This window comes from Glacieibacterium sp., from assembly GCF_965200405.1.
In the GTDB taxonomy this organism is placed as follows: Bacteria; Pseudomonadota; Alphaproteobacteria; order Sphingomonadales; family Sphingomonadaceae; genus Glacieibacterium.
Genome location: NZ_OZ241356.1, coordinates 1,903,990 through 1,923,931 on the forward strand (window position 1 = coordinate 1,903,990; position 19,942 = coordinate 1,923,931).

Genomic DNA, 19,942 nt, shown 5'->3' on the forward strand with positions numbered 1-19,942 from the left:
GGCAAAGAAAAAATGTCAGTGCAGGAAGCAGCGACCGGGAAGACCCCGGACAACGCCCGTAAATCGGCAGCCGAACGACTGTGCGAGAAGGCGACCGACCTGTTCTACAAGCGCGGCATCCGCGCCGTCGGCGTCGACGAGATCGTCAACGAGACCGGCGTCACCAAGCCGACGCTGTACCGCAACTTCGCCTCCAAGGACGACCTGGTCGCGGTCTGCCTGCGCAAGCAGATGGACGAGGGTTTCGCGCGCTGGCAGGCGATCGCCGCACGCCATGCCGACGATCCTTGGGCGGAAATGCGCGCCCATCTCAATGCCTGGGCCGAGGAGATCGCCGCGCCGGACTATCGCGGCTGCCCGGCCAGCAACACCGCGGTCGAGTTCCCCGAGGCCAGCCACCCGGCCCGCCTGATCTCCGACGAGTGCAAGGCCGGCATGCGCCAGCGCCTCGGCGACGTCGCGCGCCGCATGGGCATCGGCGACCCCGACGCGCTTGCCGATGGACTGGTGCTGCTGGTCGAGGGCGCGTGCAGTAGCCGGCATACGTCGGGCTCGCAGGGCCCGTCGTCGACGCTGGTGGCGACCGCCGAGATGCTGATCGCGGCCTATGCCGCACGGGTCAAGATCGACGCATAGATGCGCTTGGGCTGGCGCAGTTAAGCTGCCACCCTCTCAAAACCGTCATCCCGGCGAAGGCCGGGACCCATTCGGCGACCATGCGGCTGCCGGGCGCCATAGTTGCGACGAGCTTGTCGAATGGGTCCCGGCCTGCGCCGGGATGACGGCGGTGTTGTCCCTCAGACGTTGAGGCGCTTGTCCAGGTAAGCGTCGACGACCTTCATCAAATCGGCCATCTCGTTCTCGAAGAAGTGGTTGGCGCCCGGGATCGTCTCGTGGTCGATGGTGATATGGCGCTGGGTCTTGAGCTTGTCGACGAGCTTCTGGACGCTGATGCCGGTGACGACCTCGTCGTTCTCGCCGTCGATGATGATCCCCGACGACGGGCACGGCGCGAGGAAGGTGAAGTCGTACATGTTCGCCGGCGGGGCGATCGAGATGAAGCCCTTGATCTCGGGGCGGCGCATCAGCAGCTGCATGCCGATCCAGGCGCCGAACGAGAAGCCGCCGACCCAGGTCTGCGAGGCCTCGTGGTTGAACTGCTGCATCCAGTCGAGCGCGCTGGCGGCGTCGGACAGTTCGCCGATGCCATTGTCGAAGACGCCCTGGCTGCGGCCGACACCGCGGAAGTTGAAGCGCAGCGTCGCAAAACCACGCCGCACGAAGGTGTTGTACAGCGCGATGACGATCGGGTGGTTCATCGTGCCGACGGAAGGATGGTCCTGCAACAGGATGGCGACCGGTGCGCGCGGGCGCGGTCCGGGCTGGTAGCGGCCTTCGAGACGGCCTTCGGGACCGGTAAAGATGACATCGGGCATGTGGGGTGCGGCTTTCTGCGAAACGAGTTCTCTATAGATGGGGCCGCGCGAGCGGTGCAACAATCGTTGCCGGAACGGACTAGCTGCGCAGCGTCGCCGCGGCCTTGGCGGCGGCAGCGACGATCCTGCCGGCCAGTGCCTCGATCTCGGCGTCGGTCAGCGAACGCTCGACCGGCTGGATGGTGACGGTCAGCGCCAGGCTGATCAGGCCCTCAGGCAATCCGGCTCCGGCGAAGCGGTCGAACAGCCGCACGTCGGTGACCAGCAGCTTGTCGGCGCCGCGCACGGCGCGCAGCAGCGTCTCGGCCGGCTGGTCGGCGGGGACCAGGAAAGCGAAGTCGCGGGTCAGCGCCTGCAATGCCGGCGGCGCGAACACCGGGCGGCTGCGCTTGACCGTCCGCGGCACGGGAATGGCGTCGAGGAAGATTTCCGCGACCGCGATCCGCCCCTTGAGGTCGAACTGCGTCGCCACGGTCGGGTGCAGCTCGCCGAATGCTGCGAGGATGGTCTTGGGGCCGAGGCCGAGGCGCCCCGAACGGCCGGGATGATACCAGTCGTCGGCGGGCGGCAGCACCTGCAGCCGCTCGACCGGAACACCGGCGGCGGACAGCGCGGCGAGCGCCTCGGCCTTGGCGGCGAAGGCGTCGTAGCCGGTCGCGGCGCCCGACTGCCAGCTGCGCGGCTGCGCTTCGCCGGCAAGGACGAGCGCGGCGGTCGAGTGCTCGGCATCGCTCAGATAGCGCTGGCCGAGTTCGAACAGCCGCACGCCGGGCTGGCCGCGGTCGAGATTGCGGCGGGTCGCGGCGAGCAGCCCCGGCAGCAGCGACGGGCGCATCGTCGCGAGATCGGTCGAGATCGGGTTCTCCAGTGTCCAGGCGCCGCCGCCGAATGGGGCGGCCTGCTCCGGCGAGACGAAGCTCCAGGTCACCGCCTCGTACAGCCCGCGCGCGGCGATGGCGCGGCGGACACGGCGCTCCAGCAACTGCGCCGGGGTCGCGGTCGGGCGGGCGACGCCCTCGGCGCGGGGCAGGGGGGTGGAGGGGATGTGCGCGAAGCCGTGGATGCGGACGACTTCCTCGACGATATCCGCCTCGCCATCCCAGGTGTTGCTTGCCGCGGACCCGCTGCCGACATCGCGACGCCATGACGGGACATGGACCTGCCACGTCTCGCCGAGTTCGACGCGAAAGCCGAGGCGGGCGAGGATTGCGGCCTGCGTCTCGGCGTCGACGCTGACCCCGGCCAGCGCCAGGGTGCGCGCCGGGCGATAGGCGACGATCTTCTCGGGGTTGGGGACGTGCCCGGCGACGACCACGGTCGAGGCTTCGCCGCCGCACAGGTCGAGGACCATGCTGGTCGCCAATTCGAGGCCGGCGACGACGAAGCCGGGGTCGACACCACGCTCGAAGCGGGCGCGCGCGTCGCTGAAGATGCCGAGCTTGCGGCCGGTCGCGCCGATCCGCTCGGGCGCGAAATATGCGCATTCGATCACGATATCGGTGGTCGTCGCGCCGACGCCCGACAACATGCCGCCCATGATGCCGCCGATGTCGTGGACGTGCGCGGCGTCGGCGATGACGGTCATACTGTCGTCGAGCGTGTAGGTCTTGCCGTTGAGCGCCTCGACGGTTTCACCGGCCCGGGCGCGCCGGGCGACCAGCGCACCGTCGAGCTTGGCAAGGTCATAGACGTGCAGCGGGCGACCGCGGTCGAAGGTGATATAATTGGTGATGTCGACCAGCGCCGAGATCGGCTTCTGCCCGATGGCTCGCAGGCGGCGCTGCAGCCATTCCGGCGACGGACCGTTGGCGACGCCGCGCACGACGCGACCCAGGAACGCCGGGCAGCCTTCGACATCGTCGGTGCGGAGTTCGATGGGGGAGGCGAACTTGCCCGGCACCATCTCGACCAGCGGCGTCTTGAGCGTGCCGATCCCGGCGGCGGCAAGGTCGCGCGCGATGCCTTGCACGCCCATGCAATCCTGGCGGTTCGGCGTGATCGACACGTCGAGGACCGGGTCGCCGAGATCGGCATAGGCGGCGTATGCGGTGCCGACCGGCGCATCGGCGGGCAGCTCGATGATGCCGTCATGCTCGTCGGACAATTCCAGCTCGCGCATCGAGCACATCATGCCGTTCGACTCGACGCCGCGGATGCTGGCGACCTTCAGCGTCATGCCGGAGCCCGGGACGTAAGTGCCCGGGCCGCCGAAGACGCCCTTCATCCCGGCGCGCGCGTTCGGAGCGCCGCAAACGACCTGCATCGGCGCGCCGGTTCCGGTATTCACCGTCAACACCTGCAGCTTGTCGGCCTGCGGATGCGGCGCGGCGGTCAGCACTTCGGCGATGGTGAACGGTGCAAGCGCGGCGGCCGGATCGGTGACGCCGTCGACCTCCAGCCCGCACTCGGTCAGCGCCGCGACGATCTCGTCGAGCGTCGCGGTCGTGTCGAGGTGGTCCTTGAGCCAGGACAGGGTGAACTTCATGCCCCGACTCCGCCGCTGAGGGTGGGCACGTCGAGCGGGCGGAAGCTGTAATGCTTGAGCCAGCGCAAATCGGCGTCGAAGAAGCTGCGCAGGTCGGTCATGCCGTATTTTAGCATCGCCAGCCGGTCGATGCCGCAGCCGAAAGCGAAGCCCTGCCACTCCTCGGGATCGAGGCCGCACGCCTCGATGACCTTGGGATGGACCATGCCGGAGCCGAGGATTTCGAGCCAGGATTCGCTGCCGCCGATGCTCAGCGTACCGCCGGCCCAGGAGCAGCCGACGTCGACCTCCGCCGAGGGTTCGGTGAACGGGAAGTAGCTCGGGCGCATCCGCAGCGTGACGTCGTCGACCTCGAAGAACGCCTTGACGAAGGTCTCCAGCGTCCATTTGAGATGGCCCATGTGGATGCCGCGGTCGATCACCAGCCCCTCGACCTGGTGGAACATCGGCGTGTGGGTCGCGTCGCTGTCGGAGCGATAGGTGCGGCCCGGCGCAATGATGCGGATCGGCGGCTGCTGGCTCAGCATCGTGCGGATCTGCACCGGCGAGGTGTGGGTGCGCAGCAGCATCCGCTTGATGTCGTCGGGCCCCATCGGGAAGTAGAAGGTGTCGTGCATCGCCCGCGCCGGATGGCTCTCGGGGATGTTGAGCGCGGTGAAATTGTGCCAGTCGTCCTCGATCTCGGGACCGGTCGCGACGGCGAAACCCAGGTCGGCGAAGATCTCCGCGAGCTCGTCCATGACCTGGCTGATCGGGTGGATGCCGCCCTGTGGCGCGGTCGCTGCGGGGAGGGTCAGGTCGATGCGGTCGCTAGCCAGCTTGGCTTCGAGCGCTGCCGCCTCAAGGGCTGACTTCTTGGCCGCGATCGCCCCGGTCACCGTCTCGCGCAAGGCGGTCAGGCGCGGGCCGTCGACCAGCCGCTGCTCCGGCGCCATGCCGCCCAGCGTCTTCATCAGCGCGGACACGCTGCCCGACTTGCCGAGCGCGGCGACGCGCACCGCCTCCAGCGCCTCGGGAGTCCCGGCGGCGTCGATGGCGGTCAGCAGCTCGGCTTGCAACGTCTCGGTCATGTGCTCCAACTCACAAACGAAAAGGGCGCGGAACTGCCGGCAAGCAGGTCCGCGCCCTTAATCGTGTCTAAGGCCGAGGCCTTAAGCGGTTACGACGCCCGCGACAGGACCGGTCTGGACCGGCGCCTGGACATCGAGCACGGCCTGGACCTGCGCGATGACGGCACGGAAAGCGGCCGGTTCGTTCATGGCGAGGTCCGCCATCACTTTCCGGTCGAGTTCGATGCCAGCAAGCTTCATGCCGTGCATGAACCGGCCGTAGGTCAGGCCGACTTCACGCACCGCGGCGTTGATGCGCTGGATCCACAAAGCGCGGAAGTTGCGCTTGTTTACCTTGCGGTCGCGGTACGCGTACTGGCCGGCCTTTTCGACCGCCTGACGTGCAACGCGAATGGTGTTCTTGCGACGGCCGTAATAGCCCTTCGCCTGCTCGAGAACCCGCTTGTGACGGGCGTGGGACGTAGTCCCGCGTTTGACGCGTGCCATATGCTACCTCCTCAACCCAGACCGTACGGCGCCCAGAGCTTGACTGTGCGCGTATCGGCGACGGACAGGACACTGGTACCGCGGTTCTGGCGGATGTACTTGGCAGTGTGGTGGATCAGGCGGTGGCGCTTGCCGGCGACACCATGCTTGATCTTACCATTGGCGGTGATCTTGAAGCGCTTCTTCACACCGCTCTTGGTCTTGAGCTTGGGCATTTTGGTCTCCTTTTGAGACGCGAGTCGAATAGCCACGGCAGCCCATACAGCCGGGCAATTCCTGATCGCGAACCGGCGCCTATAAAGAGGTTCGACCGTTCCGTCCATAGGTCAGTGCAGCCGGGCGCCCCGCCGCCGTCGCTAGCGCCGCCAACCGCCTCGTTACACCGGCAATCAGGGTCGAGGTTCGGGCAGACGCGAGCGCGTTCAGCGCCTGCGCCGCATGGAGCTCGTCGGGAGTCGGGGCCACCGTCGTGCCCAGCGCCGCCAGTTTCAGCGCAGTCGCCGCCTCGATTCGCACCGCGTCGTCGCTGTCGAGCGCATCGAGCTCGTCGCGCATCGCCGCCAGCAGCACCTCGAACGGCGGCACCGCGTCAGTCGCCGCGCGGGGCCGGCAGGTCGAGCGCCACCATCTTCTCGGCGATCTTGCCCGGATCGATAGCATAGCTGCCCGAGGCGATCGCCGTCCGCAGCGCCGCGACCTTGCCCGCGTCGACTGGCGGCGACTGCGCCAGCGCCCGCGCCGCGACCGCCGTCCCCGACAGGTTGAGCGGCTCCGAGGCTCGCGTCGGTGCCGCAGACACCGCCGCCTGCCGCGCCTTCACCGCCGCCGCATCCACGGGCAGCGTCGCGCCGATACCGCCCAGTCCGTTGCCGATCACCGTCATCGCGTCATCTCCCTGGCCAAGGCCTGCCTGCGGTTAACGGCCGCCGTCGCCGGAGTTAAATCCCGGCAGCATGATCTCCCCGGTGTCGGACACCGCAGCGACGATCCGCTCCCCCGTCACCCGGTTGCGCAGCCTGACCCGCGCGCCCGCTGCCGCGTCCGATTCGGCCACCGCATCGACCGCTACCCGGAACCCCGGTCCACCCGCAGCCACCGAGACGATGTCGCCCCGCCGAATCAGCGGCTGGCTAGGGGGCGCGACCACCGGCACCAACAGCCGCCAGTTCGGCGCCGCGCAGGCGACGCTGACCGCCGACCGCCCCGACCATGCGATGGCCGGCGCAGCGCTGCACGGCGGCGGTGACAGATGCGTGTCGAGTGCGACGGGGCTCCCGGTGAAAGCGGCGATCGCGGCGGCAAGGCTGAGCATGGCGGTTCTCCTGTGCGCCCCGCGATGCAAGGAGCGCGCCAAGGCCAGCCAGCAGCGCCCCCGCCCGGCGGCCATGCCCCCGCGGCCACCGCTTGCCGCCCGACCGGCACGATCTTGCCGCAGAGGCGCCACCGCGGCCTCGCTCCACACTGTAACGGCCCCTTGGCACGGCGCTTGCACAGCCCTCCCCATGAACGTCACCGATCCCCTGTTCGGCATCCACGGCCAAGCGCTCGAACTGCGCAGCCAGCGGCTGGCGTTGCTCGCGTCGAACATCGCCAACGCCGCCACCCCCGGCTTCAAGGCGCGCGATCTCGACTTCCGCAAGGCCCTCGACGGCATCGGCGACGCGACGCGCTATAGAGTGCCCGTCCAGTCCTCCCTCGACGGCAACACGGTCGAACTCGCCACCGAGCAGGCGCAGTTCGCCGAAAACGCGGTCCAGTACCGGACGACGCTCGCCTTCCTCAACGGACGCGTCGGCACGATCATGGCCGCGCTGAAGGGCGGCGAGTGATGGTGCCGCTGTCGGTCTTCGACATCGCCGCGCGCGCCATGTCGGCGCAGCTGGTGCGGCTCAACACTACCGCCTCTAACCTCGCCAACGCCGGCAGCATCGCCGGGTCGGAGGCGACCGCCTATCGCCCGCTCAAGCCGGTGTTCGCCAGCCATTACGACCGCGGCCTGGCGACCGTCGATGTCGAGCGCATCGCCGCCGACACCCGCGCGCCGGAACGCCGCCACCAGCCGACGCACCCGCTGGCGGACGCCAATGGCGACGTCTGGGTCGCCGCCGTCGACACCAACCAGGAGCTTGTCGAGATGACCGAGACCGCGCGCCAATACGCCAACAACGTCGAGGTCATGGCCACCGCGAAAGCCCTGATGCTCGACACTTTACGGATGGGCAAATGACCGACGCGATCTCGGGCAACTACACGCAAGCGCCGCCCGCCGGGCCGGTCCACAAAACCGTCCTCGGCCAGAGCGACTTCCTCGCGCTGATGGCGGCGCAGCTCAAGAACCAGGACCCGACCAAGCCGGTCGAGAACAACGAGATGATCGGCCAGATGGCGCAATTCTCGCAGCTGACGGCGCAGACCGCCGGCAACACCAGCCTCGATGCCATCGCCGCCAAGCTCGACACGCTGATCGCCGCAACCCTGTCGGCAAAGGACTGAGCCATGTCGTTCTTCACCTCGCTCACCGGCCTCAACGGCGCCCAGACCGAGCTGGCGACGCTGGCCAACAACATCGCCAACACCGGCACGAACGGCTTCAAGAAGTCGCGCGTCGCGTTCGGCGACATCATCGCCAGCTCGCCGCTGCAGAACCCGGCGCGGGTGATCGGCAGCGGCACCGCGGTGCTGTCGGTGACCCAGCAGTTCGGCCAGGGTGCGATCGAGACCAGCGACAATGCCCTGCACATGGCGATCAGCGGGCAGGGCTTCTTCGCGGTGAAGGGTGGCAGCAACGGCACCCAGGTCGCCTTCACCCGCAACGGCGCCTTCGGCATGACGCCCGACCGCTTCGTCGTCGACACCGGCGGGCGGCGCCTGCAACTGTTTCCGACGACCACCGACGGCGCGATCCTGTCGAACCAGCTCGGTTCGACCATCGATGCCAAGCTGCCGCTGACCAGCGGCTTGCCCCAGGCCACCAGCCTGATCAAGGTCGCCGCCAACCTGCCGTCCGATGCTGCGGTGATCCCGGCCAAGGCGATCTATACCGCTGCGAACCCTTATGTCTTCGATCACACCAACGGCGCGACCTTCAACTATTCGACGTCGAAGACCGTCTATGATTCGCTCGGCAACCCGATGGCGGCGACGATCTACTACACCAAGACTGCGGCGCCGACGGTTGCCGATCCGGTACATCACTGGACCGCACACGTCTTCGTCGGCGACACCGAACTGACCCGGGCCGGTGTCGCCGGCCTGCCGATGGACTTCGACAGCGCCGGCGTGATGACCGCGCCCGCCGCCGCAGTGGCTTTCGACGCCTTCACCCCGACCACCGGCGGCGACCCGGTGGCGATCGCCATCGACCACGGCACCGCGACGACGCAGCAGTCGGGCGCCTTCAACGTCCTGACGATGACCCAGGACGGCTTCGCCACCGGCCAGCTCGAAAGCGTCTCGATCAATGAATCCGGCACCTTGCAGGTCAGCTTCAGCAACGGCGAGGTCCACGTCCTCGGCAAGGTCGCGCTGGCGTATTTCGCCAATCCCGAGGGCCTGAAGCAGATCGGCAACGCCAATTACGTCACCGCGCCGCTCGCCGGGCCACCGATCACCGGCGAGGCGGGCAAGAACGGCCTCGGCGGCATCATGTCGGGCAGCCTCGAACGCTCGAACGTCGACCTTACCGAGGAACTCGTCGGGCTGATCTCGGCGCAGCGCAATTTCCAGGCGAACGCCAAGGCGATCGAGACCTCGTCGACGCTGATGTCGACGATCATCAACATCCGTAACTGATGGACCGCGTTCGCCTTTTCGCGCGTGACCCGCGGCCGGCCTGATGGACCGGCTGATCTACACCGCGTTGACCGCGATGCGGGCGCAGTCCGCCGCGCAGGCGGTGACCGCGAACAATCTCGCCAACGCCGGGACGCCGGGGTTCCGACGCGAACTGTCGTCGGTCGCGGCGCGCTGGCTCGACGGCGGCGGCGACGACACCCGCGCCCAGGCCGATGATGTGGTCGACACCGCAGTGCTGGATCCCGGCACGCTGGCGGTCACGGCCCGCGGCCTCGACGTGGCGATCGACGGACCCGGCTGGTTCGCGGTGCAGGCGGCCGACGGCGGCGAGGCCTATTCTCGCCGCGGCGATTTCCAGGTCACCGCGGCCGGTGTGCTGGAAACCGGCGACGGCCATCCGCTGCTCGGTGCCAATGGCCCGATCACCCTGCCATCGGGTGCCGAACCGGTGTTCGCGGCCGACGGCAGCGTCAGCGTCGGCGGGCTCGTCGCCGGGCGCCTGAAGCTGGTCAGCGGTGATCTCGCCAAGCGTGGCGACGGCCTGTTCGGCGGAGCGCAGCACGACGCAGATCCAGCGATCCGGGTGCGCAGCGGCTTGCTGGAGGGCAGCAATGTCGACACTGCCGGCAGTCTCGTCGAGCTGCTCGAACAATCGCGCGCTTTCGAGACCAGCGCCAAGCTGCTGCGCATGACCCGCGAGATCGACGAGAGCGGCGCACGCCTGATGCGCCTCGACAATTAGGGAGTTTCGGCATGACCTCGGCCCTGCAGATCGCACGGAGCGGCCTCGACGCGCTCGACAGCCGCATGAAGGTGATTTCCAACAATCTGGCGAACGTCAACACCACCGGCTTCAAACGCGATCGTGCCAGTTTCGAGACACTCATGTACCAGGTGACCCGCCCCGCCGGCGCACCGGCCGGGGGTGACTCGCAATATGCCGCGGGTCTCGGCACCGGCACCGGCGTTCGCGTCGCGGGTAGCGAGCGCATCCACATCCAGGGCGCGCTGACCCAGACCGACAACGCCCTCGACCTCGCCGTCGAGGGCGCGGGCTTCTTCCAGGTGGCACGGCCCGACGGCACGCTCGCCTATACACGCGACGGCGCTTTCAAGCCCGATTCGACCGGGCGACTGGTCACCGGCACCGGCTATCGGCTGACGCCCGAACTCACCCTGCCGGAAGGCGCGTCGGCGGTGACGATCGCCCCCGACGGCACCGTCTCGGCCAGCCTGCCGGGCCAGACCGAGCCCGCCCAGCTCGGCCAGGTCCAGGTCGCGCGCTTCCTCAACCCGGCCGGGCTGCAACCACTCGGCGAGAACCTTTATGGTGAAAGCGCGGCCAGCGGCGCGGTGCAGCTCGGCGCCGGCGGGGCGGACGGAGCAGGCGTTATCCGCCAGGGGGCGCTCGAAGCCTCGAACGTCAGCACGGTGCAGGAACTCGTCGACATGATCGAGACGCAGCGCGCCTATGAGGTCAACGCCAAGGTCATCAACGCCGCCGACGAGATGGCGAAATACGTCAACCAGAATGTTTAGGCCCTGGGTCCTCGGGCTGGCAGCGCTGGCCGGCGGCTGTGCGCTGACGCCGTTCGCCAGCACTCCGCCGGTCGAGCCGACCTACGCCCCGCTGCCCCGGCCGGTGATGGCGACCGGCAGCCTCTATGATCCGGCCCGCTATGCCGCGCTGGCCAGCGACAACCGCGCCGGGCGGGTCGGCGACCTGCTCACCATCCGGCTGGTCGAGCGGACCCAGGCGCGTAAATCCGCGACGGCGGACAGCAAGCGCGACGGCTCGACCAGCCTGACACTGCCGTCGGTGCCGCCATTCTCCTATGTTCCCAAGGGCCTGCTCAGCGGTGGTACGGCGCAGAGCTTCAAGGGCTCCGGCACGGCGGCGCAGGACAACCTGCTGTCGGGGGAGATCACCGTCACCGTCCGCCAGCGCCTCAGCAACGGCATCCTGCTGGTCGGCGGCGAGAAACGCCTGACCCTCAACCGCGGCGAGGAGCAGATCCAGTTGACCGGGCTGGTTCGGCCCGAGGACATCTCGACCGACAACAGCGTGCTGTCGACCCGCGTGGCCGACGCCCGCATCCGCTACTCGGGCAGCGGCCAGATCGCCGACCAGAGCCGCGAAGGCTGGCTGGCGCGCTTCTTCGCCAAGGTCGCGCCGCTATGAGATGGATCGCGCTGCTGCTGCTCGCGGCCGCCGCTCCGGCATCGGCGGACCGCATCAAGGACATCGCGCATTTCAGCGGCGTTCGCGCCAACAGCCTGACCGGCTATGGCATCGTCGTCGGCCTGTCGGGCACCGGCGACGACAATCTCGAATATACCGTCCAGAGCATGAAGAGCGCCGCCGCGCGCCTGGGGGTGACGTTGCCGCCCGGCGTCGCGCCCGGCCTGAAGAACGCCGCTGCGGTCATCGTCACCGCCGAGCTTCCGGCGTTCGCGAAGCCCGGCCAGCGGCTGGACGTCACCGTCTCGGCGCTGGGCAAGGCGAAGTCGCTGCGGGGCGGCACGCTGCTGATGTCGCCGCTGCTCGCCGCGGATGGCGAAGTCTATGCGCTGGCGCAGGGCAACCTCGTGGTCGGCGGCTTCGGGGCCGAGGGGCGCGACGGGTCGAAGCTGGTGGTCAACACGCCGTCCTCCGGGCGCGTCCCCGACGGTGCGAGCGTCGAGCGTCAGGTGGCGAACCCGTTCGGTACTGCCGAGGCGATGCAGCTCGACCTCAACGAGGCCGATTTCACCACGGCGCTGTCGGTTGCCGCGGCGATCGGCGTCAAGCTCGGGCCGGGGCGTGCGACCGCACTCGATGCCGTCACCGTGCGCATTGCGGCGCCGGCCGATCCTTCGGCGCGCATCGCGCTGGCCAGCCAGATCGAGCGGCTGGAGGTCAGCGTCGATGCGCCGCCGGCGCGGATCGTCATCAACGCGCGGACCGGGACGATCATCATCGGTTCGAACGTCCGCGTCCTGCCCGCCGCCATCGCCCACGGCAATCTGACCGTCAGGGTCACCGAGGCGCTGACCGCGAGTCAGCCGGGCGCTCTGTCGGGCGGCCGGACGGTGGTGATCCCGCGCAGCAGCGTCGACGCCAGCGAGACACCGGCCCGCATGGCGCTGTTCGCGCCGGGGGTGGCGCTGGCCGATATCGTGCGCGCCGTGAACGCTTTGGGCGCGGCGCCGGGCGACCTGGTCGCGATCCTCGAGGCGCTGAAGGCGGCGGGCGCGCTGCGCGCCGAACTGGTGGTGATATGATCGCGCCGGTCGCCCGCGCCCCGGTCGTGGTGCCGCCGGCTGCGGCGAAGGTGGCGCGCGAATTCGAGGCGCTGTTCATCGCCCAGATGCTGCGCTCCGCCCATGCCGCCGGGCTCGCCGACGATCCGCTGGCGGGCAAGGACACCGGCTTTCGCGATATGCAGGACCAGCAGCTCGCCGCCAGCATCGCCGCGCAATCGCCACTCGGTGTCGCCAGGCTGCTGGCGGTGCGCAAGTGAGCGACCTGCTCGGCATCGGCGCGTCGGGGGTCAACGCCTATCGGGCGGCGCTCGGGGTGGTCGCGGACAATGTCGCGAATGCCGATACGGTCGGCTATGCGCGGCGCACCGTGGCGCTCAAGGCGAGCCCGCGCGCCGGGGCGGGCAACCCGCTGACCCGCGACATCGGCAACGGCAGTGGCGTCGACGCCCAGGCGACGCTGCGGGCCTATGATGCGCTGAAGGCCAAGGCGGCGCGCAATGCCGGAAGCGACCTGGCGCGGCTGGCGACGCGGAGCGACTGGCTGACCCGTCTGCAATCGGTGATCGCCGGGGGCAGCGCCGATCTGAACGCGCGGCTCGGCGGGTTTTACGATGGGGCGCAACAGCTTGCAGCGGCGCCGACTTCCGTGGCGGCGCGGACGATCTTTCTCGATCGCGCCGATCAGGTCGCTGCCGGGTTCCGGGCTTCGGCTGCCGACCTGGCGGAGCTGGGCGACGATCTGGCTCATGCCACGACGGCGGCGACGACCGAGGTCAATGGGCTGACCGCGGCGCTGGCGCAGGTCAACACCCAGCTGACCCGGACGCAGGCGGGGGGCGAGGCCTCGAACGCGCTGCTTGACGAGCGCGACCGGCTGCTCGGCCAGTTGGGCGGCTTCCTGCAGATCGGCGTCACCGAGGGCGTCGGCGGGACGGTCACCGTGCGGCTGGGCAACGGGCCGAACGCCGCCGTGCTGGTGACCCGCGACCAGGCCACCCGCGTCGGCGTGCGGGACGGTGCGAACGGCGCGGAACTGGTGCTCGACCCGACGCACGAGGCGCGGGCGGTGCGACTGCCGGCCAGCGGCAGCCTTGCCGGGCTGATCGAGGCGGCGCGGCAGGTCGGGACTGCGGCGGCGGGGATCGACGGGCTGGCGACGCGCTTTGCGACTGCGGTCAACGCGGCGCACGAGCTGGGGGTGGATGCGATGGGGACGGACGGCAAGGCGCTGTTCGCGACGCAGACCCTGGCGATCACGCCGGGTGCGGCGAACGCCGGGGTGGCGACGATCGAGGCGGTGATCGCGGACGGGGCGCCGCTCGACCCGGCAGGCTATATGCTGCGGCGGGATGCCGGGCTGTGGGTGCTGGCGCGTGCCGACGGCTCGGGGGCGGTGAGCGGGGCAGGCGCACTGGTGCTTGACGGGGTGACGGTGACGCCGTCGCCGGGGGCGCGGGACGGCGATGCGTTCGTGTTGGCGACCACCGGCGGCGCGGCGGGGTTGAGCCTCAGGCCGATGATGCCGCAGGAGCTGGCGGTGTCGGCGCGCTGGCTGGTGAACGCGGCACCGGGGAATGCAGGGACCGCGAAGCTGGTGCCGGGCAGCGATCCGACCGTGGGGCTGCCCGCGCTGCCGGCGTATGTGTTCCGCTTCGTCGATGCCAGCCATGTCGAGGTCGTCGACCCGGCGACGAGCCTGGTGATCCCGACCGGTCCGGGGTTCGCGTTCCAGTTCAGCGGCTCGGCGGTCGCGGGGGACAGTTTCAGGGTCGTCAGGGCCGGGCCGGGCAGCGGCGACAACGGCAATCTCAACGGCGTGCTGGCGACGCGGGCGGGAGCGGGGGTCGAGGACGGGCTCGACGCCAGCGTTGCCGGTATCGCCGGGCAGGTGTCGGAGACGGTGCGGCTGACCAAGGCGGCGCGGGCGGTGTACGACGATGCGGCCAAGGCGAGCGATGCGATCAGCGGCGTCGACCTCGACCGCGAGGCGGCGGAGCTGACGCGGCTGCAGGCGGCGTACAAGGCCAATGCGCAGGTCATTGCCACGGCCCGCGACCTGTTCGACGCGCTGCTGGCGGTGGTCCGGTGATGCGGTGCAGGTGAACACGCGCGCCGGGCACGAGGCGCAGGTCGAGCGGATGGCGGGGCTGCAGCAGCAGATCGACACGCTGCAGGGCCAGATCTCCACCGGCAGCCGGATCGACGCGCCGTCCGACGATCCGGTCGGCAACAGCATCGCGCTGCGGCTGCGGCGGGCGCAGGACAGCGGCCGCGCCCTCGGCCTGGCGCTCGACGGGGCGTCGTCGCGGCTCGGCAGCACCGACATCGCGCTGGGCAGCATTGCGGAGATCCTGCAGCGGGCGCGTGAGATCGGGCTGACCGCCGCCAACTCGACGATCAACGCCGCCGACCGCGCGACGCTGGGCCGCGAGACCGTGCAACTCGGTGAGCAGTTGCTCGCCCTCGCCAACCGTCGCGATGCCGGCGGCGTCCCGCTGTTCGGCGGCGCGCTGGGGCAGGGCGATGCTTTCGTCCGAAGCGCCCCGACCGCGAGCGGACCCGGCAAGGTCGCATGGGCCGGCGTCGGCGGCGCGGCGGTGCTGGCCGTCGGTGGCAGCACGGTGGTCGCCGGGTTCGACGGTCCGTCGGCGTTCACCGGCCCCGATGCCGATGCGTTCGCGCTGCTCGACGACCTCGGCACGGCGCTGGCCGCCCCCGATGCGACCCGCGCCGGGGCGCTCGCGCTGAGCCTGACCGGACTGGAGGCGGCGGTCGGCCGCGTCGCCGATGCCCGCGCCGTCGTCGGCACGCGCCAGGTCCGGCTCGACGCCGAGAGCGTCCAGCTCAAGGACGACTGGCTGGCGCTGGAGAAGGACGTGGCGCGCGTCGCCGGGCTCGACCTGCCCTCGGCGATCTCGCGCGTCCAGCGCCTGATGGTCGTGCTGCAGGCGACGCAGGCGAGCTTCGTCAAGGTCAACTCGCTGAGTCTGTGGGACCGGCTCTAGCCGGCTAAACCCCCGCCACCCCGCGCCGTAATCCCTGCTGACGACGAGGCAAACAGGCCGGGTGGCGTTGCGGAGGGCGCATGGTCTCGGTGATCGGTCTGGTTGTGCTGATCGTCATGGTGTTCGGTGGCTTTGCGTTGACCGGCGGCAACATCATGGTGGTGATCGAGGCTCTCCCGCACGAGATGCTGATCATCGGTGGTGCTGCCGCCGGGGCGACGCTGATTTCCACCGACATCAAGGGAATCAAGGCGATCGGCGGCGGCTTTGCGGCGATCGTCCGGGGCCCGCGCTACAAGCGCGCCGACTATAGCGCCGCGATCTACCTGACGACGCGGCTGATGAAGCTGCTCAAGCTCGACGGCGCGGTGGCGCTGGAGCCCCATATCGAGGACCCGAAATCCAGTGCGATCTTTGCAGAATACCCGCAGTTCCTGCGCGACCCGGTGTTCCTCCACCTGCTGACCGACAGCCTGCGCCTGCTCGTCGTCTCGACCGGCGGCGTCAGCGCCAATGCCGTCGAGGAGGTCATCGACACCGCGATCGAGACGCATCACAGCGCCGCCTATCAACCGGTCGAGCGGCTGGTGACGCTGTCCGACGCGCTGCCGGCACTGGGCATCGTCGCGGCGGTGCTCGGCGTGGTCAAGACGATGGGCAGCATCGACAAGCCGCCAACGATACTGGGTGGCATGATCGGCTCGGCGCTGGTCGGGACGTTCCTCGGCGTGCTGCTGAGCTATGGCATCGTCGGGCCGTGCGCGGCGCGGCTGAAGTCGGTGCTCGATGCCGACAGCGAGATCTACCAGGTGCTGCGCCGGGTCATCGTCGCCAGCCTGAAGGGCCAGCCGCAGCCGATGGTGATCGAGGCGGCGCGCACGGCGATCTCGCCGGCGAACCAGCCGAGCTTCTCCGAGGTGTTCGACGGGATGCGGGGCAAGTGAGGATGGTCGGCAACGCCCTCCCTCCCGGTGACCTCCGGTGAGGTACGAACCCCCCGCCAACTTCGAGCCCGAAGTCGTCATCCGGTGGAAGAAGGACAAGCACGCCGCCCATCACGGCGGCGCCTGGAAAATCGCCTATGCCGACTTCGTCACGGCGATGATGGCGTTCTTCCTGCTGCTGTGGATCATCGGCGCGACCAACGAGGACCAGCGCAAGGGTATCGCCGACTATTTCACGCCGACCGTCATCCAGATGAAGAACTCGGGCGGGTCGAACGGCGTCATGGGTGGCCGCAGCCTGGAAACCGAGCCCGGCGCGGCGCCCAACGCGGCGACGCGCGGCAAGCGCCCGACACCGACCAGCGGCGGCGGCGGTGGCGGCCCGCTCGATGCCGCGGTGACCTCGCAGGACAAGGCGACGGCACCGGGCAACGCCCGCAAGGCCGACGAGGAACGCTTCAACAAGGTCGAGCGGGTCGCCAATGCGCGGCTGGCCGGCGACCCGACGCTCAAGGGGCTGAAGGGGCAGATCCGTTTCGTCCGGACCCGCGACGGCCTGCGGATCGACATCGTCGAACGTGCCGATTTCTCGATGTTCGCCTCGGGAACGTGCGTGTTCACGACCGAGGCGGAGGCGCTGGTGCATGCCGTGGCACGCGCGCTGCGGGACACGCCGAATGCGCTGACCGTGCGCGGCCACACCGATGCGGTGGCGTATAGCAAGGGCGATTCGAACAACTGGATGCTGTCGACGATCCGCGCCGATGCGACCCGGCGCTCACTGACGCGTGCCGGGGTCGATGCAAGCCGGTTCCGGCGGATCGAGGGCGTCGCGGACACCGACCCGTTCAATCCGAAGGACCGGATGGACCCGCGAAATCGCCGGATCAGCGTGACATTGCTGTACAGGGCGGCGGAGATGCCGGCCGCGTGAGCCATCTGCTCCACTGCTCCCTCCCCCCACGCGAAGCGTAGAGTGGGGAGGGCCGGGGTGGGGGTTCTCGAGGTCAGGAAGAGGGACGCCGAAGGGCGCCCCCACCCCGACCCTCCCCACTCTCGGTTCGCAACCGCTCACCGTGGGGGGAGGGGGAAGTTAGGGCGGACTATTCCGCGGCGACGATCCGCGGGGTCAGTTCGATGACGTTGCTCTCGATCGGCAGCGCCTCCTGGATGCGGCGGAAGGTGGCGAGCGCCTGGCCGGTGACCTGGTCCATGTTGTAGTAGCGATACGTCGCCAACCGCCCGACGAACCAGACGTTGGGCGTCGCCATCGCGAGCCGCTCGTACTTCTTGTACAGCGCGGCATTCTCCGGACGCGGGATCGGGTAATAGGGATCGCCCTCGGCGCTGGGATATTCCCAGGTCAGCGCTGTCTTCGGGTGCACCTGTCCGGTCATGTGCTTGTATTCGCTGACGCGGGTGAATGCCTCGGTCTGCGGATAGTTGACCGTGCCGACCGGCAGCACCTGCTCTTGGTCGACCGTCTCGTGACGGAACTTCAGGCTGCGGTACGGCAGCTTGCCGTGGCGGAAGTTGAAATACTCGTCGACCGGCCCGGTCCAGATCAGCCGCTTGAACGTCACCTCGTTGCGGATGTCGGCATAGTCGGTCTGCGTCATCACCTTGATGTTGGGGTGATCGAGCATCTTCTCGAACATGCGCGTGTAGCCGTTCTTGGGCATGTACTGGAATTCGTCGGTGAAATAGCGGTCGTCGCGGTTGGTCCGGGTCGGGACGCGCGCCGTCACCGACTTGTCGAGCTCGCTCGGGTCCATCGCCCACTGCTTGCGGGTATAGCCCTGGAAGAACTTCTCATACAGCTCGCGACCGACGACGGAGACGACGACATCCTCGGACGTCTTGATCTCGGCGGGGTGCTCGGCGCGCGCGGCGAACCAGGCGGGCAATTCCTCGCTGGTCAGGTTCAGGTTGTAGAGCTTGTTGATGGTGTCGAGGTTGATCGGGATCGGTACTTCCATGCCGTCGACGATGCCGCGAACCTTGTGCTCGTACTTCCGCCACTCGGTGAACTGCGACAGATGGTCGAAGATCATCTGCGAATTGGTGTGGAAGATGTGCGGGCCGTACTGGTGGATCAGCAGGCCGTCGTCGTTGTAGCGGTCATAGGCATTGCCGCCGATATGCGGCCGACGGTCGATGACCAGCACCTTCTCGTCGCGCTGGGTCGCGATGCGTTCGGCAAGGGTGGCACCGGCAAAGCCTGCGCCGACGATCACCCAGTCAAACATTTTCGCTCTCCATGATCAGGGTCGCCGAAGGTTCGGCGTCCAGAATTTCGTTCATCCGGGCGTGCATCGCCGCCCAGGTGCGGTCCCATGAACCCTGCGCCAGCTGCGCATCGACCTTGGCCAGCCACTCCGTGCGGGGACGGCTCAGCAGGGTCTCGACGGCGGCGACGGTCTCGTCCGCGGTGGTTGCGATCTCGACGAGGCCGGCTTCGCCGTAGGGGCGGATGACATCGCGGATCGCGGTCGACACGACCGGCAGGCCGGCGGCGAGGAATTCAGGCGTCTTGGTCGGCGAAATGTAGCGCGTCGCCTCGTTGATCGCGAAGGGCATCCAACCGATGTCCCAGTTCGCCAGATACGCCGGCAAATCGGCATATCCCTTGCCGCCGAGCCAGTGGATATTGGCGGCCTGGGGCAGGGTGGCCGGGTCGATCTTGACCACCGGGCCGATCATGACGAACTGCCAGTCGGGGCGCTGGGCGGCGACCTGGCCAAGCAGCTCGATGTCGAAACGCTCGTCGATGACGCCGAAGAAACCGAGGCGCGGATGGGCGACGGCGCCCTGGTCCGCCGGGTCCGGCAGTCCGGCGCGGGCCTTGGCGAAATGCGCGGTGTCGATGCTCGATGGGAAGCAGTGGATGTTGGCGTGGCGGTGTGCCGCAGCCTCGTGCATCGAGGCGCCGCCGGTGAACACCACGTCGGCCAGGTCGAGCAATTCCTGCTCCAGCGCCAGCAGCAGCGGCGGGGCATTCTGGAAAGCCGACAGTTCGTCCATCTTGTCGAAGACGATCAGGTCGGCGGGAACGTGGCGGCTGAACGCCAGCGCCATCGGGGTGTAGAACCACAGTACCAGCGGTGCACCTGCGGCGTCGGCGACAAGGCCGTCGAGGATATTGCGCTGGTGGTCGACGACGGTCGCCTCGGGCGTGCCGTGCGGCACGATCGGCTGGACGACACTGACATTACCGGGGCGCTCGCCGGTTTCGACGCGGGGTTCGCCACCATCGACCCAGATCGGCTCTTCGACGAAGATTACATCGAAGTCGGTGGCTGCCCGGGTCAGCAGATGCTGCGGGCGCTGCGTCACGAAGTCCCAACGGAGGTGCGAAAGCACGATGAGCGTCGGTTTCGCTGACTTGGTGGCCAGCGTCGGGCTCAGTACCGCAGGCGCGGCGCATTCCGTCATCGGAACTCCCGGTTAGAGTGCAAATCTGCAGGTTGGCCCG

General features: G+C 68.9%; 24 protein-coding genes. 14 read left to right on the forward strand and 10 right to left on the reverse strand.

The features are described 5' to 3' along the window. Nucleotides 1-12: 12 nt before the first annotated feature. On the forward strand, nt 13-636 hold the full coding sequence (locus ACOFKW_RS08825) for a TetR/AcrR family transcriptional regulator (RefSeq protein WP_419813780.1): 624 nt from the start codon (nt 13-15) through the stop codon (nt 634-636). Nucleotides 637-797: 161 nt separating this feature from the next. Here ACOFKW_RS08825 and ACOFKW_RS08830 read toward each other — a convergent pair whose 3' ends face one another. From ACOFKW_RS08830 to ACOFKW_RS08865, 8 genes are all read right to left on the reverse strand, one after another. Further along, a complete protein-coding gene (locus ACOFKW_RS08830) occupies nt 798-1,436 on the reverse strand; it encodes an alpha/beta hydrolase (RefSeq protein WP_419813781.1) in 639 nt (212 codons plus the stop codon). Nucleotides 1,437-1,515: 79 nt separating this feature from the next. Further along, nucleotides 1,516-3,921: a phenylalanine--tRNA ligase subunit beta gene (pheT, locus tag ACOFKW_RS08835; RefSeq protein WP_419813782.1), complete on the reverse strand. Its 2,406-nt coding sequence runs from the start codon at nt 3,919-3,921 to the stop codon at nt 1,516-1,518. Beyond that, the gene (gene pheS / locus ACOFKW_RS08840; protein ID WP_419813783.1) at nt 3,918-4,991 is read right to left on the reverse strand and encodes a phenylalanine--tRNA ligase subunit alpha; all 1,074 of its coding nucleotides are present in this window, start codon (nt 4,989-4,991) and stop codon (nt 3,918-3,920) included. The genes pheT and pheS overlap by 4 nt, the downstream gene beginning before the upstream one ends. A gap of 81 nt (nt 4,992-5,072) precedes the next feature. Next, a complete protein-coding gene (gene rplT, locus ACOFKW_RS08845; RefSeq protein ID WP_419813784.1) occupies nt 5,073-5,477 on the reverse strand; it encodes a 50S ribosomal protein L20 in 405 nt (134 codons plus the stop codon). 11 nt (nt 5,478-5,488) lie between these two features. Beyond that, entirely contained in the window at nt 5,489-5,692 is a 204-nt protein-coding gene (rpmI, locus tag ACOFKW_RS08850) for a 50S ribosomal protein L35 (protein WP_419813785.1), read from the reverse strand. Between the two features lie 79 nt (nt 5,693-5,771). After that, nucleotides 5,772-6,062 carry a hypothetical protein gene (locus ACOFKW_RS08855; RefSeq protein WP_419813786.1) on the reverse strand — a complete coding sequence of 97 codons (291 nt, stop codon included), beginning with the start codon at nt 6,060-6,062 and terminating at the stop codon, nt 5,772-5,774. A 4-nt stretch (nt 6,063-6,066) separates the two neighbouring features. Then, on the reverse strand, nt 6,067-6,360 hold the full coding sequence (flgM, locus tag ACOFKW_RS08860) for a flagellar biosynthesis anti-sigma factor FlgM (RefSeq protein WP_419813787.1): 294 nt from the start codon (nt 6,358-6,360) through the stop codon (nt 6,067-6,069). A 33-nt stretch (nt 6,361-6,393) separates the two neighbouring features. Further along, complete coding sequence (locus ACOFKW_RS08865) at nt 6,394-6,789, reverse strand: flagella basal body P-ring formation protein FlgA (RefSeq protein WP_419813788.1); 396 nt, start codon at nt 6,787-6,789, stop codon at nt 6,394-6,396. 190 nt (nt 6,790-6,979) lie between these two features. Between ACOFKW_RS08865 and ACOFKW_RS08870 the strand changes: the two genes are divergently transcribed. The 13 genes from ACOFKW_RS08870 to ACOFKW_RS08930 all read left to right on the forward strand — a co-directional run bounded on the left by ACOFKW_RS08870 (nt 6,980) and on the right by ACOFKW_RS08930 (nt 17,401). After that, nucleotides 6,980-7,306, forward strand: a complete 327-nt coding sequence (locus ACOFKW_RS08870; RefSeq protein WP_419813789.1) for a flagellar basal body rod protein FlgB — start codon at nt 6,980-6,982, stop codon at nt 7,304-7,306. Further along, on the forward strand, nt 7,306-7,704 hold the full coding sequence (gene flgC / locus ACOFKW_RS08875; protein WP_419813790.1) for a flagellar basal body rod protein FlgC: 399 nt from the start codon (nt 7,306-7,308) through the stop codon (nt 7,702-7,704). Before ACOFKW_RS08870 ends, flgC begins: the two co-directional genes overlap by 1 nt. Beyond that, nucleotides 7,701-7,970, forward strand: coding sequence for a flagellar hook assembly protein FlgD (locus ACOFKW_RS08880; protein WP_419813791.1), 270 nt, complete (start codon nt 7,701-7,703; stop codon nt 7,968-7,970). Before flgC ends, ACOFKW_RS08880 begins: the two co-directional genes overlap by 4 nt. 3 nt (nt 7,971-7,973) lie before the next feature. Further along, entirely contained in the window at nt 7,974-9,269 is a 1,296-nt protein-coding gene (locus ACOFKW_RS08885) for a flagellar hook protein FlgE (protein WP_419813792.1), read from the forward strand. A gap of 43 nt (nt 9,270-9,312) precedes the next feature. Further along, entirely contained in the window at nt 9,313-10,014 is a 702-nt protein-coding gene (locus ACOFKW_RS08890; protein ID WP_419813793.1) for a flagellar basal body rod protein FlgF, read from the forward strand. Between the two features lie 11 nt (nt 10,015-10,025). Beyond that, entirely contained in the window at nt 10,026-10,811 is a 786-nt protein-coding gene (gene flgG / locus ACOFKW_RS08895) for a flagellar basal-body rod protein FlgG (RefSeq protein WP_419813794.1), read from the forward strand. Further along, the gene (locus ACOFKW_RS08900) at nt 10,804-11,454 is read left to right on the forward strand and encodes a flagellar basal body L-ring protein FlgH (protein WP_419813795.1); all 651 of its coding nucleotides are present in this window, start codon (nt 10,804-10,806) and stop codon (nt 11,452-11,454) included. The genes flgG and ACOFKW_RS08900 overlap by 8 nt, the downstream gene beginning before the upstream one ends. Further along, entirely contained in the window at nt 11,451-12,536 is a 1,086-nt protein-coding gene (locus ACOFKW_RS08905; protein WP_419813796.1) for a flagellar basal body P-ring protein FlgI, read from the forward strand. Before ACOFKW_RS08900 ends, ACOFKW_RS08905 begins: the two co-directional genes overlap by 4 nt. Further along, nucleotides 12,533-12,775 carry a rod-binding protein gene (locus ACOFKW_RS08910; RefSeq protein WP_419813797.1) on the forward strand — a complete coding sequence of 81 codons (243 nt, stop codon included), beginning with the start codon at nt 12,533-12,535 and terminating at the stop codon, nt 12,773-12,775. The genes ACOFKW_RS08905 and ACOFKW_RS08910 overlap by 4 nt, the downstream gene beginning before the upstream one ends. Then, a complete protein-coding gene (locus ACOFKW_RS08915) occupies nt 12,772-14,607 on the forward strand; it encodes a flagellar hook-associated protein FlgK (protein WP_419813798.1) in 1,836 nt (611 codons plus the stop codon). The genes ACOFKW_RS08910 and ACOFKW_RS08915 overlap by 4 nt, the downstream gene beginning before the upstream one ends. A 4-nt stretch (nt 14,608-14,611) precedes the next feature. Then, the gene (locus ACOFKW_RS08920; protein WP_419813799.1) at nt 14,612-15,523 is read left to right on the forward strand and encodes a hypothetical protein; all 912 of its coding nucleotides are present in this window, start codon (nt 14,612-14,614) and stop codon (nt 15,521-15,523) included. A gap of 80 nt (nt 15,524-15,603) precedes the next feature. Further along, the gene (gene motA, locus ACOFKW_RS08925; protein ID WP_419813800.1) at nt 15,604-16,467 is read left to right on the forward strand and encodes a flagellar motor stator protein MotA; all 864 of its coding nucleotides are present in this window, start codon (nt 15,604-15,606) and stop codon (nt 16,465-16,467) included. A gap of 37 nt (nt 16,468-16,504) precedes the next feature. Beyond that, nucleotides 16,505-17,401, forward strand: coding sequence for a flagellar motor protein MotB (locus tag ACOFKW_RS08930; protein WP_419813801.1), 897 nt, complete (start codon nt 16,505-16,507; stop codon nt 17,399-17,401). A 169-nt stretch (nt 17,402-17,570) separates the two neighbouring features. Here ACOFKW_RS08930 and glf read toward each other — a convergent pair whose 3' ends face one another. Together glf and ACOFKW_RS08940 are read right to left on the reverse strand one after the other, a co-directional pair. Next, nucleotides 17,571-18,716, reverse strand: coding sequence for a UDP-galactopyranose mutase (gene glf / locus ACOFKW_RS08935; RefSeq protein ID WP_419813802.1), 1,146 nt, complete (start codon nt 18,714-18,716; stop codon nt 17,571-17,573). Beyond that, a complete protein-coding gene (locus ACOFKW_RS08940; RefSeq protein WP_419813803.1) occupies nt 18,709-19,902 on the reverse strand; it encodes a glycosyltransferase in 1,194 nt (397 codons plus the stop codon). Before ACOFKW_RS08940 ends, glf begins: the two co-directional genes overlap by 8 nt. Between the last annotated feature and the right edge of the window lie 40 nt (nt 19,903-19,942).

Coding starts and splice junctions, on each gene's coding strand:
- rplT (WP_419813784.1), bottom strand. CDS start 5,477: ATGGCACGCGTCAAACGCGGGACTACGTCCCACGCCCGTCACAAGCGG.
- flgM (WP_419813787.1), bottom strand. CDS start 6,360: ATGACGGTGATCGGCAACGGACTGGGCGGTATCGGCGCGACGCTGCCC.
- ACOFKW_RS08880 (WP_419813791.1), top strand. CDS start 7,701: ATGACCGACGCGATCTCGGGCAACTACACGCAAGCGCCGCCCGCCGGG.
- pheT (WP_419813782.1), bottom strand. CDS start 3,921: ATGAAGTTCACCCTGTCCTGGCTCAAGGACCACCTCGACACGACCGCG.
- ACOFKW_RS08830 (WP_419813781.1), bottom strand. CDS start 1,436: ATGCCCGATGTCATCTTTACCGGTCCCGAAGGCCGTCTCGAAGGCCGC.
- flgG (WP_419813794.1), top strand. CDS start 10,026: ATGACCTCGGCCCTGCAGATCGCACGGAGCGGCCTCGACGCGCTCGAC.
- ACOFKW_RS08900 (WP_419813795.1), top strand. CDS start 10,804: ATGTTTAGGCCCTGGGTCCTCGGGCTGGCAGCGCTGGCCGGCGGCTGT.
- ACOFKW_RS08870 (WP_419813789.1), top strand. CDS start 6,980: ATGAACGTCACCGATCCCCTGTTCGGCATCCACGGCCAAGCGCTCGAA.
- ACOFKW_RS08905 (WP_419813796.1), top strand. CDS start 11,451: ATGAGATGGATCGCGCTGCTGCTGCTCGCGGCCGCCGCTCCGGCATCG.
- rpmI (WP_419813785.1), bottom strand. CDS start 5,692: ATGCCCAAGCTCAAGACCAAGAGCGGTGTGAAGAAGCGCTTCAAGATC.
- ACOFKW_RS08865 (WP_419813788.1), bottom strand. CDS start 6,789: ATGCTCAGCCTTGCCGCCGCGATCGCCGCTTTCACCGGGAGCCCCGTC.
- ACOFKW_RS08940 (WP_419813803.1), bottom strand. CDS start 19,902: ATGACGGAATGCGCCGCGCCTGCGGTACTGAGCCCGACGCTGGCCACC.
- ACOFKW_RS08910 (WP_419813797.1), top strand. CDS start 12,533: ATGATCGCGCCGGTCGCCCGCGCCCCGGTCGTGGTGCCGCCGGCTGCG.
- glf (WP_419813802.1), bottom strand. CDS start 18,716: ATGTTTGACTGGGTGATCGTCGGCGCAGGCTTTGCCGGTGCCACCCTT.
- ACOFKW_RS08885 (WP_419813792.1), top strand. CDS start 7,974: ATGTCGTTCTTCACCTCGCTCACCGGCCTCAACGGCGCCCAGACCGAG.
- ACOFKW_RS08825 (WP_419813780.1), top strand. CDS start 13: ATGTCAGTGCAGGAAGCAGCGACCGGGAAGACCCCGGACAACGCCCGT.
- pheS (WP_419813783.1), bottom strand. CDS start 4,991: ATGACCGAGACGTTGCAAGCCGAGCTGCTGACCGCCATCGACGCCGCC.
- motA (WP_419813800.1), top strand. CDS start 15,604: ATGGTCTCGGTGATCGGTCTGGTTGTGCTGATCGTCATGGTGTTCGGT.
- flgC (WP_419813790.1), top strand. CDS start 7,306: ATGGTGCCGCTGTCGGTCTTCGACATCGCCGCGCGCGCCATGTCGGCG.
- ACOFKW_RS08890 (WP_419813793.1), top strand. CDS start 9,313: ATGGACCGGCTGATCTACACCGCGTTGACCGCGATGCGGGCGCAGTCC.